Below are 14,204 nucleotides of genomic sequence, written 5' to 3'. Positions count from 1 at the left end.
GCTGGCTTTTTATATTTATTTAATTATCATTTACTCGTACTATTTAAAATAAGCGTATTAGTGGGAGTAAACGACCTAAACTTGGTCTTCCTTCATTGAAAGGGCAATCTCATATAAAGCGTTTTTCTTCACACCATAAATTTCAGCAGTAATTGCACAAGCTTTTTTAGGTTTCATTTCTTCCAATAATAACTTCAATGTGTCAATCGCTTTTGCGGGTATCACATTGGCGTCAATTTTTTTGCCTTCTATGATTAAAACCATTTCACCTTTTAACTGATTTGGATCTTCTTTTAACCAAGCTAGTAAGTTTTCAGCAGTATCTGAGTGGACGGTCTCGAACGTTTTTGTTAACTCACGAGAAATAACCACCTGACGGTCTCCACCCAATACTTTGACAATATCTTCAACGGTATCAATTGCTCTACGTGGCGCATCATAGAACACCATAGTGCGCGGTTCTTCTAATAAGTTTGCTAACGTTGATTGTCTAGCACCTGATTTTGAAGGAAGAAAACCTTCAAATGAAAAGCGATCTGTGGGTAAACCCGCGACAGATAGAGCAGCAATTGCTGCACAAGCACCCGGAATAGGAGAAACAGGTAAATTAAGTTGTCGGCAATGGCGAACCAAATGAAAACCAGGATCACTGATTAAGGGAGTTCCGGCATCTGAAACCAGTGCAATGCTTTTGCCTTCTTGTAAAAGTGTTGCTACATAGTCTTGACGTTGGCGTTCATTATGGTCATGTAATGATAATGTTTTGTTTTTGATAGAATAAGCAGATAATAATCTTTGAGTATGGCGAGTATCTTCACAGGCAATAATATCCACATGAGTTAACACATCAAGTGCGCGTTGACTGATGTCGGTTAAATTTCCGATGGGTGTGGCGACGATGTAAAGCGTGCCTGATTCTACAAATACTGACGACATAATGAATACTTAAGTTGAGACTGATGAAGATGAAGTTTATTATAAAGCTAACTAATAAAGTACGGATTTATCGCTGGTGAGCCAAACTAATTTTTTGTTTTCTAAAAAAAGCACTTTTTATCGAATTACTACACTCTTTTCTGTCGTTCTATTAACAACGACATTATTGACAAGTTGCGGTACTTCCAAAAATATTGCCGCCAATAAAGGCGCAATCGACTCTCGAAATCAACCATTAGCGAGTGCCAATAATAAAATAACCTCACAACAGTTGCTGTCGGCTGCACAAACACAAGAAGTAAAAACAGCAATCGCCACACTTATTGATGCTAGTGAATTACTGATTGGTGAGGAGAGTTATAATCAAGCACTATGGTTATCTGAGCAACTCACAACATTGACTGACAATTCACAAGACAATTACCGTCTAGCATTGGTAAGTGCAGAAAGTTTACTTAAGCTAAATGAGGTTGAATTAGCCTTTAAGCAGCTTGAAGTTGCTAATAAAATTTCAACCGATAATAACGCTATTCATCGCGAAAACTACTACTTCTTACTGGCTGATATACAGCAGCGTAGAGCATTAGAAATTAGTGCGGTCAACGCTAAATTGCATTGGTTTTCCAGCAGTTCAAATACAGACGTTGATGATATTTATGGGCTATGGCAAGCATTAAGTTTACTGTCTACTTGGCAAGTCAGCCAATTAGCAGAGCTTGACCCGCCTTATATTAAAGGTTGGCAACAACTATTAACTTACGCGCATAAATTTGGCGGTGATATTAACCGCTTTGATGCTTACTTAAGTCAGTGGCAAGGTGATTTTTCTGCGCACCCCGCACAAGCGATTATTGAAACATTAAGAAGAACAGAACAAAGCCCACAAGCACTTATTGAAAATATTGCTATTATTTTACCCCTTTCCGGTAAACAAGCGTCTGCAGGGAAAGCTGCCCAGCAAGGGATCCTAGCCGCTTATAGTAATATTCCCAATAAAAACTTAACCTTTATCGATGCTGATACACTTGACTGGACCTTATTAAATGAACAGCTAATCGCCTTAGATAGTCATTTTATTATTGGTCCTTTGCTTAAAAATAATGTTGATAAGTTCCTTGCCCAAGGTGAAATTTTGCTACCTAGCTTATTGCTTAACACCCCAAAAGTTCAGCAACGGAGCGCAGAGCAATTCATTCTGTCGATGCGTCCAGAAGACGAAGCTTACCAAGCAGCAACAACATTGAGTCGAAAAAATTATCGCTCACCAGTCATACTCAGCCACCGAGATACCGCCAGTAAAAGAATTGCCCGAGCCTTTAGCAAACAATGGCAACTGATTAACGGCTATGCTCCTGAAGTTGTTTATTTCGAAAAAGGCAAAATGATGCAAGAGCAACTCAAAGCTAGCTTAGAGGTTGATAGTAGCCAAGCCCGTATCAAGGATTTGAAAATAAGAGTAAAACAGAGTATCGATTCAGAGCCAAGAAATCGCCGTGACATCGATATGTTTTACTTAGTGGGTTCACCGGCACAAACAAAATTACTAAAACCGTACATTGATGTTAATACCAGTCCTTTTGCTACTATTATCCCGGTTTATGCTAGCTCTCGCAGTCATAGCAGTAAACAAGATTCAAGTAAGCATAATGATCTTCGTAACCTTATATTTACCGAAATGCCTTGGCTATTAAGTAGCCAACAACAAAATGCTCAATTAGCTGATTTGAGTAAAACGCTTTGGCCAAGTCGCACTGACTCTTTACAACGCATCTTTGCCATGGGTTATGACAGCCTATATTTAGTCGATAAACTGCCGCTAATGAAACAAAAACCCTATGTTCGTCATTATGGTCAAACCGGTATATTAAAATTAAACAGTAATAACACCCTAACGCGAAGCTTATTGTGGGGCATATATCAAGATGGCGAGGTCGCTGAAATTGCCATGGACTAAGCCAGTTACGACTAAAAAAACTGGCGATATTACCGAAAGGTACGCGGGAGATTTTTTGGTGGCACAAGGCTTAATTATTGAAGAAAAAAACTACACCTGCCGGTTAGGTGAAATTGATATAATCGTCAAAGATGCTGACACTTATGTCTTTGTCGAAGTAAAATATCGTGCTTCGATGTCGTTTGGTGGTGCTATTTCAGCAATATCAACGAAAAAACAGCAAAAAATTAGGAAAACAGCTGCAATTTATCTGCAACAATGTGGTTTAAACGAATATAATACTTCTTGTCGATTTGATGTTATTGCTTTACAAGGTAATATAAACAATCTCGATATTACCTGGCTAAAAAACGCCTTTTAGAGTCAATAAACGGAGCTAATTTCATTTATGTTAGAACGGATCAAAAGCAACTTTACCGAAAGTATCCAAACCAAAATTGCCGCCAGTGAATTACTAGCAGGCCCTATTGAGCATGCTGGTATGATAATGGTGCAAAGCTTATTGGCTGGTAATAAAATACTTGCCTGTGGTAACGGCGGTTCAGCCGGTGATGCACAGCACTTTTCAGCCGAGTTATTAAACCGCTATGAAACTGAACGACCACCTTTGCCGGCAATAGCCTTAACAACCGACACGTCGACGATTACTTCTATCGGGAATGATTATTCCTTTGATGAAATATTTTCTAAACAAGTGCGAGCATTAGGTAATAATGGTGACGTTTTACTCGCTATTTCAACCAGTGGTAATTCTCGCAATGTCATAAAAGCGATTGAAGCAGCAGTATCTCGCGACATTCCTATTATCGCATTAACCGGCGGTGATGGTGGTGATATTGCAGGTTTACTGGGCGAAAACGATGTAGAAATACGTGTACCTTCTTCACGTACGGCTAGAATTCAAGAAGTACATTTAGTGGTAATACATTGCTTATGCGATATTATTGACACGACTTTATTTCCTCAAGATGCCAATTAATATGATGCGAAAAAAATTATTAATAACCCTAGCAAGTATTGTACTTTTGCAAGGGTGTGTTGCTGCTGCTGTTGTTACTATTGTCGGTGGAGCATCTGCTGCTACCGATGAGCGTAGTATTGGTACACAGTTGGACGACCAAAAAATTGAATTTGAGGCCAATGCTAAGCTTGGCAAACATCAAGCCCTCGAAGACAACACTAATCTACAAGTGATCAGTGTTAACGGTAGTGTCTTAGTTATCGGGCAAGTGCCCAATACCTATTTACGCGATCTGGCGATAAAATCGATTAATGAAGTTAAACAAATTGTTCAGCTACATAATCAAATTCGTATCAGTAATACCACTTCTATTACGACCAGAAGTAATGATGTTTGGTTAACATCTAAGGTTAAAGCGGCTCTTTTTGGCAGTGACAACATCGATGCGACTAATATTAAAGTGGTTACTGAAAATGGCGAAGTATTTTTAATGGGCTTAATAACACAAGCACAAGCTAATGAAGCCGTAGAGATAGCCCGTAATGTTAGCGGCGTCAATCGTGTATTCAAAATATTTGAATACATTTAACGATAAGTTACTTACCATCGCGCTCATAAAAAAAGCTTCACAAGTTAATACTTGTGAAGCTTTTTTATTATTTGCTGCTTGCCATAATAACGACTGAAATAAATTTAAAACAGTTTCAGCATAACCGCTAATATACCAACAAAAATTATGGTGTCTTTAGTAATTACTTGATCACTTTTAAGCTAGGCTTACCTTTCGCTGAACCCGTTTCAGACTTGGTTTTTACAGTGCTGCTCTTATCTGAAGAGACACTAGATAAACCTACTGGCTTTACTGGACTTATTTCTTTATCAAGTTCTGGTTCAGGGTGTTCAATCGCAAGCGATGTCCCTGCACCATTCTCTTTTGCATAAATAGCACTTATAGCACCGTAAGGCACGACCAGCTGTTCAAGCTTACCACCAAAACGTGCGCTAACTTCAATGGCATGATCAGCAAGAGAAATAGAGCCAACAGCTGACATTGAAACGTTGAGCACAATTTGCCCATCAGTCACATAAGCTGTTGGAACTAACACACCATAGACACTCGTATCTACAGCAATATATGGTGTAAGGTCGTTATCAGAAATCCACTGATAAAAAGCTCTCACTATATAAGGCTTGTTAGAGGTCATCTCTGGAGATATCAAGGTTAAAACATACCTAAACGTATTTCACGTTCTTCTTCAGTTAACGATGCTTGAAATGACTCACGTTCAAATAACTTCAGCATGTAACCTTTAAATTCTTTAGAGCCTTCACCATCAAGTTCAATACCTAAAGCAGGTAAACGCCATAATAGTGGTGCTAAGTAACAGTCAACTAAACTAAATTCTTCACTCATAAAGTAAGGCGCTTCATTTAAAATTGGCGCTACACTTAACAAACTTTCTTTAAGTTCTTGACGAGCTTTGCTTGCAGCGTCTGCTGGGCCACTCATAATTATTTTTGCTAGACTGTACCAATCTTGTTCTACGCGATGCATCATCAAACGGCTACGACCACGTGATACCGGATAAACTGGCATTAATGGTGGATGAGGAAAACGCTCATCTAAGTATTCAATAATAATTGATGCTTCGTATAGTGCTAATTCACGATCAATTAACGTCGGTACTGTGCCATAGGGATTTAAGTCGAGTAAATCTTCTGGTAAGTTAGCCAAATCAACTAAGTGAATATCAACGCCAACACCTTTTTCAGCGAGTACGATGCGTGTTTGATGACTATACATATCATCAGCATGAGAATATAAATTCATCACTGAACGCTTGTTTGCTGCTACGGCCATAATGCCTCCAAAAATCTGTAATAAAAAACTAACAAAGGGGGCCAAAGCCCCCCATAAATAAAACGCTGTACATTAACAATAATTGTTAGTGTACATCCTTCCAATATTCAACTTTAAGTAAGTAAGCAAAAATAAGGAAAATAAATAAGAAACCTATTACCCAATATCCCATAGCTTCACGCTTAAGCTTGCTTGGCTCACCGGTGTACTCTAAGAAATTGGCTAAATCACGAGCAAAGGCATCGTACTCTTCAACGGTCATAGAACCACCCGTTGCTTCACTGAGTTTACCATTTTCGTCCATCGTACGAACACCTTGTAAACCCTGTAAAACATGCGGCATACCCGCATTTTTTAATACCGTGTTATTAACGCCAAAGGGACGCTCAGGATCAACGTAGAAAGAACGCAAGTAGGTATAAATATAATCAGGCCCTGGTTTTAAACGCGCCATTAGCGTTAAATCAGGTGGTGTATTACCAAACCATTTAGCCGCATCTTTTGCTGGCATAGTATTAGTAATATGATCACCGACTTTTTCACCCGTATACATATAATTAGCAATACCATCGGCTTCACTAATACCTAAATCCTCAAAAGTACGGTTGTATCTTTGGTACTGTAACTGGTGACAACCTAAACAATAATTAATGTAAGATTGAAAACCACGTTTAAGTGACTCTTTGTCACTTAAATCATTACCGGCTTTGTCTAAATGAACACCACTGCTAGCAGCAAGTGTAAGCATAGGCACAAGCGCAAAAATTCCAAAAGTAAAAGCTCTAATAAATTTATTCATTATCCTGAAACCCTCTCTGGAACTGGCTTAGTTTTTTCGTTCTTACTGTATACCCATAAGGCAAGAAAGAAACCAAAATAACCAAACGTAGCGATAGTACCAATTAAGTTATAGACCGGTGTTGATGGCAATGTACCTAAAATACCCAAAGCAATAAAACAAATAACAAATTGCGCTAAGTTAACCGTATGAGCAGTACAACGGAATTTAATAGATTTCACTGTACCACGGTCAAACCAAGGTAATAAGAATAAGACAATGATCGCAGAAAACATACCAACTGCCCCTAATAACTTATCAGGGATAACACGTAAGATGGTATAGAAAGGACCAAAATACCAAACCGGTGCAATATGCTCTGGTGTTTTCAAACCATTTGCAGGTTCAAAATTCGGCGCTTCCATAAAGTAGCCACCGCCTTCAGGGTTGAAAAACATTACCCAAGAGAAAATGATTAAGAAGATAACGATCGCCACTAAATCTTTAACCGTGTAATAAGGGTGGAACGGGATCGCATCGACGATATCGTATTTTTTAGTATATTGCTCATGGAAAGTAAATTTACTGTGCTCTTCTAATGGCACACTACCTTTAGGTTTTTTAATATCTGTGCCTTCAGGGTTGTTCGAACCCACTTCATGAAGTGCAAGAATATGTAAGAAAACTAATACAACTAAAACCAGTGGCATTGCAATAACGTGTAAAGCAAAGAAACGGTTTAAGGTAGCACCTGATATAACGTAGTCACCACGTATCCAGAGTGTTAAGTCATCACCTATAATTGGAATAGCACCAAACAGAGAAATAATAACCTGCGCGCCCCAATAAGACATATTACCCCAAGGTAATAAGTAACCCATGAAAGCTTCAGCCATAAGCACTAAAAAGATCAACATACCGAAGATCCAAAGTAACTCACGAGGCTTTTGGTATGAACCGTACATCATGCCACGGAACATATGCATATAAACAACAACAAAGAACGCTGACGCGCCTGTAGAATGCATATAGCGAAGTAACCAGCCGTAATCAACATCACGCATGATGTATTCTACAGAAGCGAATGCACCTTCACCTGATGGCTCATAACTCATTGTTAACCAAACACCCGTTAACAATTGATTGACGAGTACGACACTCGCTAAAACACCAAAGACATACCAAAAATTAAAGTTTTTAGGTGCAGGGTATTGACCAGCATGCTTGTTTACCGCGTCGGTTAACGGTAAACGTTTGTCAATCCACGCCATTAAATTAGCTAACATTATGCTTCTCCTGCGCTAACACCAATTAATAAGGTGTCTGCTGTTGGGAATGAATGCTCAGGAACCACCAAGTTTGTTGGTGCAGGAACGCTTTGAAAAACACGACCAGCCATATCGAATTTAGAACCGTGACAAGGACAAAAGAAACCGTCTTTTACACCTTCAACAAACTCTTCAAAATCGCCTTGGTGGTGAGTAGGAGCACAACCTAAGTGAGTACACACGCCTAAAGCAACCATAAACTCAGGCTTTATTGAACGATATGCATTGGCTGCATAAGTAGGTTGTTGAGGCTCTTCTGAACCAGGGTCTTTCAATTGATCGTCATGCGCCGCTAAAGTTGATAATATTTCTTCAGTTCTACGGACCACATACACAGGTTTTCCTCGCCATTCAGCGCGGATTAATTGACCTGGTTCTATTTTACTAACATTGACTTCAACCGGAGCACCTGCAGCTTTCGCTCTAGCACTAGGGTTCCAAGAACCAATGAAAGGCACAGCCAAACCGACAACACCAACACCACCTACTACCGAAGTAGCAGCAGTTAAAAAGCGTCGACGGCCGTTATTCACGGGCGCATTGCTCATTCAAAATCTCCAAATAACATTGTTTCAAACAAATTCGAATTATTATTCTCACAGCTACAGTGAGTTGCGAGAGGAAATACTTTCCAATTGTTTGCCCAAACTTGCGACAAAAAATTTTTCTGATAATAAAGAAATAAGCACTTTTTTACAAGTAAAAATAAGCGAAACATCAGTTATATATCTTAATTTCACTGACTTTGTCACTTTAAACACACAGCTAAATACGAAAGATTATTATTCAAAAAAAGCGCAGAAAAGAATAGTTTCTCTTTCGCTATCCGATAAATTATTTTAATGCTTATATAGTTGAGTGTAATTGCTAACCATCGAAAAAGTGCTCAGTAAACAGCTCAATAATACGACTATTTTCCCGCATATTATTTTTATTACTGATACTTTAAAGTTTACCATTTTATTGGAACTCGCACTGTATTATTTATTATCGCCTAAGGTCGCTTTTATAATAAACAGCCCACGAAGTTACCTTACTGCGGATGCTCATTTTTCTAAATGACAGATATAAAAAAACCGACATAAAGTCGGTTTTTTGAAAACGTATAAGGTAAATATTAACGTTTTGAAAATTGTGGCTTTTTACGAGCCTTGTGTAAACCAACTTTCTTACGTTCAACTTTACGAGCATCACGAGTTACGAAACCAGCTACACGTAGAGAACCACGTAAAGTTTCATCGAACTCCATTAATGCACGAGTAATACCGTGACGAATTGCGCCAGCTTGACCAGAAATACCACCACCAACAACAGTGATGTTAAAGTCAAACTTTTCTAACATTTCAACTAATTCTAATGGTTGACGAACAACCATACGAGCCGTTTCACGACCAAAGTATACAGAAATGTCACGCTTGTTAATTGTAATTGCACCGTTACCAGCTTTCATGAACACACGAGCAGTTGAGCTCTTGCGACGACCAGTACCGTAATATTGATTATCAGCCATTGCTTAAAGCTCCAAAAGTTGTGGTTGTTGTGCAGTATGCTTATGTTCAGTGCCCGCGTAAACTTTAAGCTTACGGAACATTTCACGACCTAAAGGACCTTTAGGTAACATACCTTTAACTGCGAATTCTAAAACACGCTCTGGAGCTTTTTCAATTAGTTTTTCAAAACTAATTTGCTTAAGACCGCCTGGGAATTCTGTATGCGAGTAGTAAATTTTACCTTTCGCTTTATTACCAGTTACTTTCACTTTCTCAGCGTTAATAACAACGATGTAATCGCCAGTATCTACGTGAGGAGTATATTCTGCTTTATGCTTGCCGCGTAAACGGGTTGCAATTTCAGTAGCGATACGTCCTAAAGTCTTATCTTCGGCGTCCACTAAGAACCATTCGCGTTGTACGCTTTCTGGTTTTGCTACAAAAGTTTTCATTAAAAAACCCAATATTTATTATGTTACTTTAAATGATGAATGCTAAGAATTAGCATCACCGGTTAAAAAGACCACGCTCTACCCCTTCGAGTATCGAGTCCATCGCCACTACTTTTCACAAAAGTCAAAAACAGTAGGCATTTGTAACGCAGGGAGCGCGGATTATACAGAAGTTATCTACTAAGATCACCTATAAATCACAATCAATTGCACTTTTTTTAAACTTTTATCACGAATACAATCGCTAGCTAGTAACTAACCACATTTTGAATCGCCGCAATTTAAGCAAGTAGCGCAATTGTCTAATGAGATTACCGACTTTTGATAACATTTTACACATTGGCTTGCTGTGGTTGGAAAAGCTAATAGCTCACTTCCCTCTTTAGCTTTTATTGTTTGGCGCTTTTCCTCAATGTAGGCTTGTTGGTGGTTATCTCTTTCACTTTTTGGCAACATATCTAATGCCTTTAAATGTGTTTCAATAACATGGCCAATATCAGCGACCACCGATGGCATAAATATACCTGTGCCTCTTTGGTAATAGCCACCTTTGGGGTCAAATACTGCTTTTAGCTCTTCGACTAAAAAGGTGCAGTCACCTCCCTTGCGAAATACCGCTGAAATAACCCGTGTTAGCGCCACTACCCAAGAATAAAACTCCATATTTTTTGAATTGACAAAAATTTCGAAAGGACGGCGAGTTTCTTGGTCACTTTCTTGATTGAGCAAAATATCATTAATAGTAATATAAAGAGCATGGTCTGATACTGGCGGTTTTATTTTATAAGTAGAACCAATTAACATTTCAGGACGTTTTGTACTTTCGGTGAGTTTATCCGCGATGCCTTTTATTTTTTCTTTAACAGGCAGCTGATCAGCAACTAACACCTTAACCGCAGTGATCGCTTGATTAATTTCTCTCATTATTAGTTTCCTCGTTATTTTTTGCCAGGGCTTTTAGAGCTTACCGTAGTAACCTTCTTTTAAAGCGTCATGAAGATTTGCAGCCGTATGCGTTTCGCCGTCGTAAACCACCTCTTCATTACCTTTCGCTAAAATCTCAGTGCCATCGGCTAAGGTAAACTGATACGTTACATTAGCGAGTTCTTCGTCTTTTACTAATACGCCTTGATGGACTTCTGGGTTAAAACGAAAAGTCGTACAGCCTTTCAAGCCCTGGTCGTATGCATACAAATAGATATCTTTGAAGTTTTCATAATCGATATCAGTTGGAACATTAATTGTTTTTGAAATAGACGAGTCTATCCAGTATTGTGCCGCAGACTGAATATCAACATGTTCTTTAGGAGCGATGGCATCGGCAGATACAAAATAGTTAGGCAGCTTTTTATTGTCATCTTCGCTATATGCCAAAGCATCTTTATTGATAAAATGACGATATGCCAGCAGTTCATAACTTGAAACAGCGACGGATTCTTTTGATTTCTTACCTTGACGAATAATATTGCGGTGATATTCATGTGCAAAGCTTGGTTCAATACCATTAGATACATTATTACCTAGACTGAGCGCTAAAGTGCCTGTGGGTGCTATTGAAGAATGATGTGTAAAACGGGCGCCAACCTCAGCTAACGCTTCGACAAGTTCAGGATTTTCTTCAGCGATACGCTGCATATAACGACTGTATTTTGCGTGCAGAACTGAACCTTTTATTTTATCCGCCACTTTTATGCCGTCTTTTATCATTTCGGGGCGTTTTACTAGCATTTGCTGAGTTACCACGAACGTTTGTGCAAGTATCGGCGCAGGACCTTTTTCTTTTGCTAAATTTAACGCTTCTTGCCACCCCGTTATCGCTAAAACTTTTGATACTTTGTCAGTAAAAGCCAGGGCTTCAGGACTATTATAAGGTATTTTTAATAATGTCAGAGCTGAGCCTAATCCTAAGTACCCCATACCATGACGGCGCTTACTTTGAATTTCTTGCTGTTGTTCAGGCAGTGGTAAGCCATTAATTTCTACTACGTTGTCGAGCATGCGGGTAAAAACTTTAATAACTTCGCGGTATTTATCCCAATTAAATTTCGCACTAGAAGTGAAAGGTTGCTCAACAAATTTAACTAAATTTACTGAACCCAGCAGACAAGCACCGTTGGGCGGTAATATTTGTTCGCCGCAGGGATTACTTGCACGTAGTTTTTCACAAAACCAGTTGTTATTCATTTCGTTAGCATGGTCAATGAGTAAAAAACCTGGTTCAGCATAGTCAAATGTATTGCTCATTATCATATCCCACAGCCTAACAGCTGGTATCGTGCTATAAATTTTACAGGCGATTTTACCTTCATGATTCAATACATAATTATGTTTTTTAATATAAGCGTTATCAAAATAATTCTCTTTGAAGAGTATTTTATCCCGATCGGTGATAGCGATATCATCGGCAAGTAACTCTTGGTGAGAAATAGGAAAATTGAGTAACCAGTCTTGTTGATTTTTTACAGCAGCAATAAATTCATCACTGATCAGTAGTGATAAATTAAATTGCCGTAACCGACCATCCTCGCGCTTCGCTAAAATAAAACGTTTAACATCAGGGTGAGAGATATCAAAAACCCCCATTTGCGCACCACGCCGCCCGCCGGCAGAACTAATGGTAAAACACATTTTATCGAAGATATCCATGAACGACAGTGGACCTGAAGTTGTGGCACCGGCGCCAGCAACAAAGGCACCACTAGGTCTTAAAGTTGAGAATTCATAACCAATACCACACCCCGCCTTTAACGTTAGGCCTGCTTGGTGCACCGCAGTTAATATACCCGTCATTGAATCGTCGATAGTGCCTGAAACCGTGCAGTTTATTGTTGATGTGGCGGGCTTAAATTTTTTGGCACCTGCATTTGATATTATTCGTCCCGCAGGATAGGCGCCACATTCCATCGCCCAAACAAATTTCTCGTACCACTTTTTCTTATCTTTATTTTCTATATCCGCGAGCGCTAAGGCAACTCGATGAAATGTTTCTGAAATAGTATTCTCTTGCGGGTGGCCATGTTTGTCTTTTAAGCGGTATTTTTTATCCCAAATATCAACTGAAGCGGCTTGTAATTTAATACTTGTCGCTAAGCCTGGTGAAAAAGCGTTTGTCATCAGCATTCCTTTATCATTTTATTTTTGGTGTATATTACCTATAAAAATAAATGACAAAAGCCAAAGCACTACATATTGCGATCAAGATCAATAAACAACACAACATATAGCTAGTTAGCGTAATAACGCTAAAATTGGCATAAAAAAATGCCGATCGTTAAATCGGCATTTTTATAATTATCTTTAAGTAAGTTTTACTATCTCACTAAGGTAAGTGCTTACTTGCTAAATAATCATGTGACTGCATTTCTTGTAAACGACTTAAACAACGTTTGAACTCAAATTCCAAACCACCGTGGCTGTATAAATTTTCCATTTCGACTTCAGCAGAAATAATTAATTTTACATTACGTTCATAAAATTCATCAACCAAGGCAATAAATCGACGGGCCGCATCTTCACGATCGACACTCATTTGTTTAACATTTGCTAATAATACCGTGTGATACAAACGACTTATCTCCATATAGTCAGTTTGACTACGTGCGGATTCACACAACACCGAAAAGTCAAAGTGCACAATACCGTCTGACTCTTCAATCGCCGATAATGAGCGATTATTTATTTTAACGTCAACATCTTTCTTACCTGGTTTGACCGACAATTGAATAAAATATTGCGCCAGGTTTTCACTTGCCTCTGCATCAAGTGGAGCATGGTAAATCTCGGCTTGCTCTAGGGTTCGCAAACGGTAATCAATACCGCTATCGACATTTACCACATCACAATGTTTATTGATGAGTTTAATAGCTGGTAAAAAACGTTCGCGTTGCAAACCATTTCGGTACAGACCGTCAGGTATAATATTTGACGTTGCCACTAAAGTAACATTATGTGCAAATAATTCTTCAAACAAAGCGCCAAGGATCATTGCATCGGTAATGTCGGAAACAAAAAATTCATCAAAACAAATAATACAGGTTTCATCAGCAAAACGTTTGGCAATTATTTTCAATGGGTCAGCTTGCCCGGTTAATGTTTTTAATTCTTGATGAACACGGTGCATAAAGCGATGAAAGTGAACACGCATTTTATTTTCAAAAGGCAAACAATCATAAAATGTATCAACTAAATAAGTTTTCCCTCGACCAACGCCACCCCAAAAATAAAGTCCTTGTATGGTTTTGGTTTCAGATGAGGCAACAATGCGCTTCCAGCGATTAAGCACCTTCTTAAATCCTTCAACGGGTAAGGGTTTATTTTGAAGATCTTCATAGAGACGCTGTAAGTTTTTTACCGCATTTTCCTGCGCATCGTCATGTAAAAAATCATCACGAGTTAAATCTTCATTATACTTATCTAGAGGTGAAAGCTTGATCATTTATTGGCC

The 14,204-nt window shown here is 38.7% G+C and carries 15 protein-coding genes; 4 read left to right on the top strand and 11 right to left on the bottom strand.

Going from position 1 to position 14,204, the window contains the following annotated elements; all coding sequences use genetic code 11:
• Window positions 1-75 precede the first annotated feature (75 nt).
• Window positions 76-936: a 16S rRNA (cytidine(1402)-2'-O)-methyltransferase gene (gene rsmI / locus H4J56_RS05415; RefSeq protein ID WP_182213680.1), complete on the bottom strand. Its 861-nt coding sequence runs from the start codon at window positions 934-936 to the stop codon at window positions 76-78.
• Window positions 937-1,012: 76 nt separating this feature from the next.
• On the opposite strand from rsmI, the gene H4J56_RS05410 reads away from it, so the two are divergent.
• Genes H4J56_RS05410 through dolP form a run of 4 tightly spaced genes read left to right on the top strand, consistent with a single transcriptional unit; the run spans window position 1,013 to window position 4,440 of the window.
• Entirely contained in the window at window positions 1,013-2,890 is a 1,878-nt protein-coding gene (locus H4J56_RS05410) for a penicillin-binding protein activator (protein WP_182221767.1), read from the top strand.
• On the top strand, window positions 2,877-3,251 hold the full coding sequence (locus H4J56_RS05405) for a YraN family protein (RefSeq protein WP_259366350.1): 375 nt from the start codon (window positions 2,877-2,879) through the stop codon (window positions 3,249-3,251). The genes H4J56_RS05410 and H4J56_RS05405 overlap by 14 nt, the downstream gene beginning before the upstream one ends.
• A 27-nt stretch (window positions 3,252-3,278) precedes the next feature.
• On the top strand, window positions 3,279-3,869 hold the full coding sequence (locus H4J56_RS05400) for a phosphoheptose isomerase (protein ID WP_070375790.1): 591 nt from the start codon (window positions 3,279-3,281) through the stop codon (window positions 3,867-3,869).
• Between the two features lie 4 nt (window positions 3,870-3,873).
• Entirely contained in the window at window positions 3,874-4,440 is a 567-nt protein-coding gene (gene dolP / locus H4J56_RS05395) for a division/outer membrane stress-associated lipid-binding lipoprotein (protein ID WP_182213870.1), read from the top strand.
• A gap of 163 nt (window positions 4,441-4,603) precedes the next feature.
• Here dolP and H4J56_RS05390 read toward each other — a convergent pair whose 3' ends face one another.
• From H4J56_RS05390 to zapE, 10 genes are all read right to left on the bottom strand, one after another.
• Entirely contained in the window at window positions 4,604-5,071 is a 468-nt protein-coding gene (locus H4J56_RS05390; protein ID WP_404842492.1) for a ClpXP protease specificity-enhancing factor, read from the bottom strand.
• 2 nt (window positions 5,072-5,073) lie between these two features.
• Window positions 5,074-5,712 (bottom strand): stringent starvation protein SspA, encoded by a 639-nt coding sequence (sspA, locus tag H4J56_RS05385; RefSeq protein WP_070375788.1) that lies wholly within the window; start codon window positions 5,710-5,712, stop codon window positions 5,074-5,076.
• Between the two features lie 85 nt (window positions 5,713-5,797).
• Entirely contained in the window at window positions 5,798-6,511 is a 714-nt protein-coding gene (locus tag H4J56_RS05380) for a cytochrome c1 (protein ID WP_182213685.1), read from the bottom strand.
• On the bottom strand, window positions 6,511-7,776 hold the full coding sequence (locus tag H4J56_RS05375; protein ID WP_146799547.1) for a cytochrome bc complex cytochrome b subunit: 1,266 nt from the start codon (window positions 7,774-7,776) through the stop codon (window positions 6,511-6,513). Before H4J56_RS05375 ends, H4J56_RS05380 begins: the two co-directional genes overlap by 1 nt.
• Window positions 7,776-8,366, bottom strand: a complete 591-nt coding sequence (petA, locus tag H4J56_RS05370) for a ubiquinol-cytochrome c reductase iron-sulfur subunit (protein WP_070375785.1) — start codon at window positions 8,364-8,366, stop codon at window positions 7,776-7,778. Before petA ends, H4J56_RS05375 begins: the two co-directional genes overlap by 1 nt.
• Before the next feature lie 569 nt (window positions 8,367-8,935).
• A complete protein-coding gene (gene rpsI, locus H4J56_RS05365) occupies window positions 8,936-9,328 on the bottom strand; it encodes a 30S ribosomal protein S9 (RefSeq protein WP_182169313.1) in 393 nt (130 codons plus the stop codon).
• 3 nt (window positions 9,329-9,331) lie between these two features.
• The gene (rplM, locus tag H4J56_RS05360) at window positions 9,332-9,760 is read right to left on the bottom strand and encodes a 50S ribosomal protein L13 (RefSeq protein ID WP_070375783.1); all 429 of its coding nucleotides are present in this window, start codon (window positions 9,758-9,760) and stop codon (window positions 9,332-9,334) included.
• A gap of 255 nt (window positions 9,761-10,015) precedes the next feature.
• The gene (locus H4J56_RS05355; protein ID WP_182213687.1) at window positions 10,016-10,684 is read right to left on the bottom strand and encodes an NrdJb; all 669 of its coding nucleotides are present in this window, start codon (window positions 10,682-10,684) and stop codon (window positions 10,016-10,018) included.
• A 33-nt stretch (window positions 10,685-10,717) separates the two neighbouring features.
• Window positions 10,718-12,874: an adenosylcobalamin-dependent ribonucleoside-diphosphate reductase gene (locus tag H4J56_RS05350; RefSeq protein ID WP_259367700.1), complete on the bottom strand. Its 2,157-nt coding sequence runs from the start codon at window positions 12,872-12,874 to the stop codon at window positions 10,718-10,720.
• Between the two features lie 205 nt (window positions 12,875-13,079).
• Window positions 13,080-14,195, bottom strand: coding sequence for a cell division protein ZapE (gene zapE / locus H4J56_RS05345; RefSeq protein WP_182213690.1), 1,116 nt, complete (start codon window positions 14,193-14,195; stop codon window positions 13,080-13,082).
• Window positions 14,196-14,204 lie beyond the last annotated feature (9 nt).

The organism is Colwellia sp. BRX8-4 (genome assembly GCF_014077345.1).
Classification (GTDB): domain Bacteria; phylum Pseudomonadota; class Gammaproteobacteria; order Enterobacterales; family Alteromonadaceae; genus Colwellia_A.
Note: the sequence above shows the minus strand (reverse complement) of the source record. Positions and strands in the feature narration are given on the sequence as shown.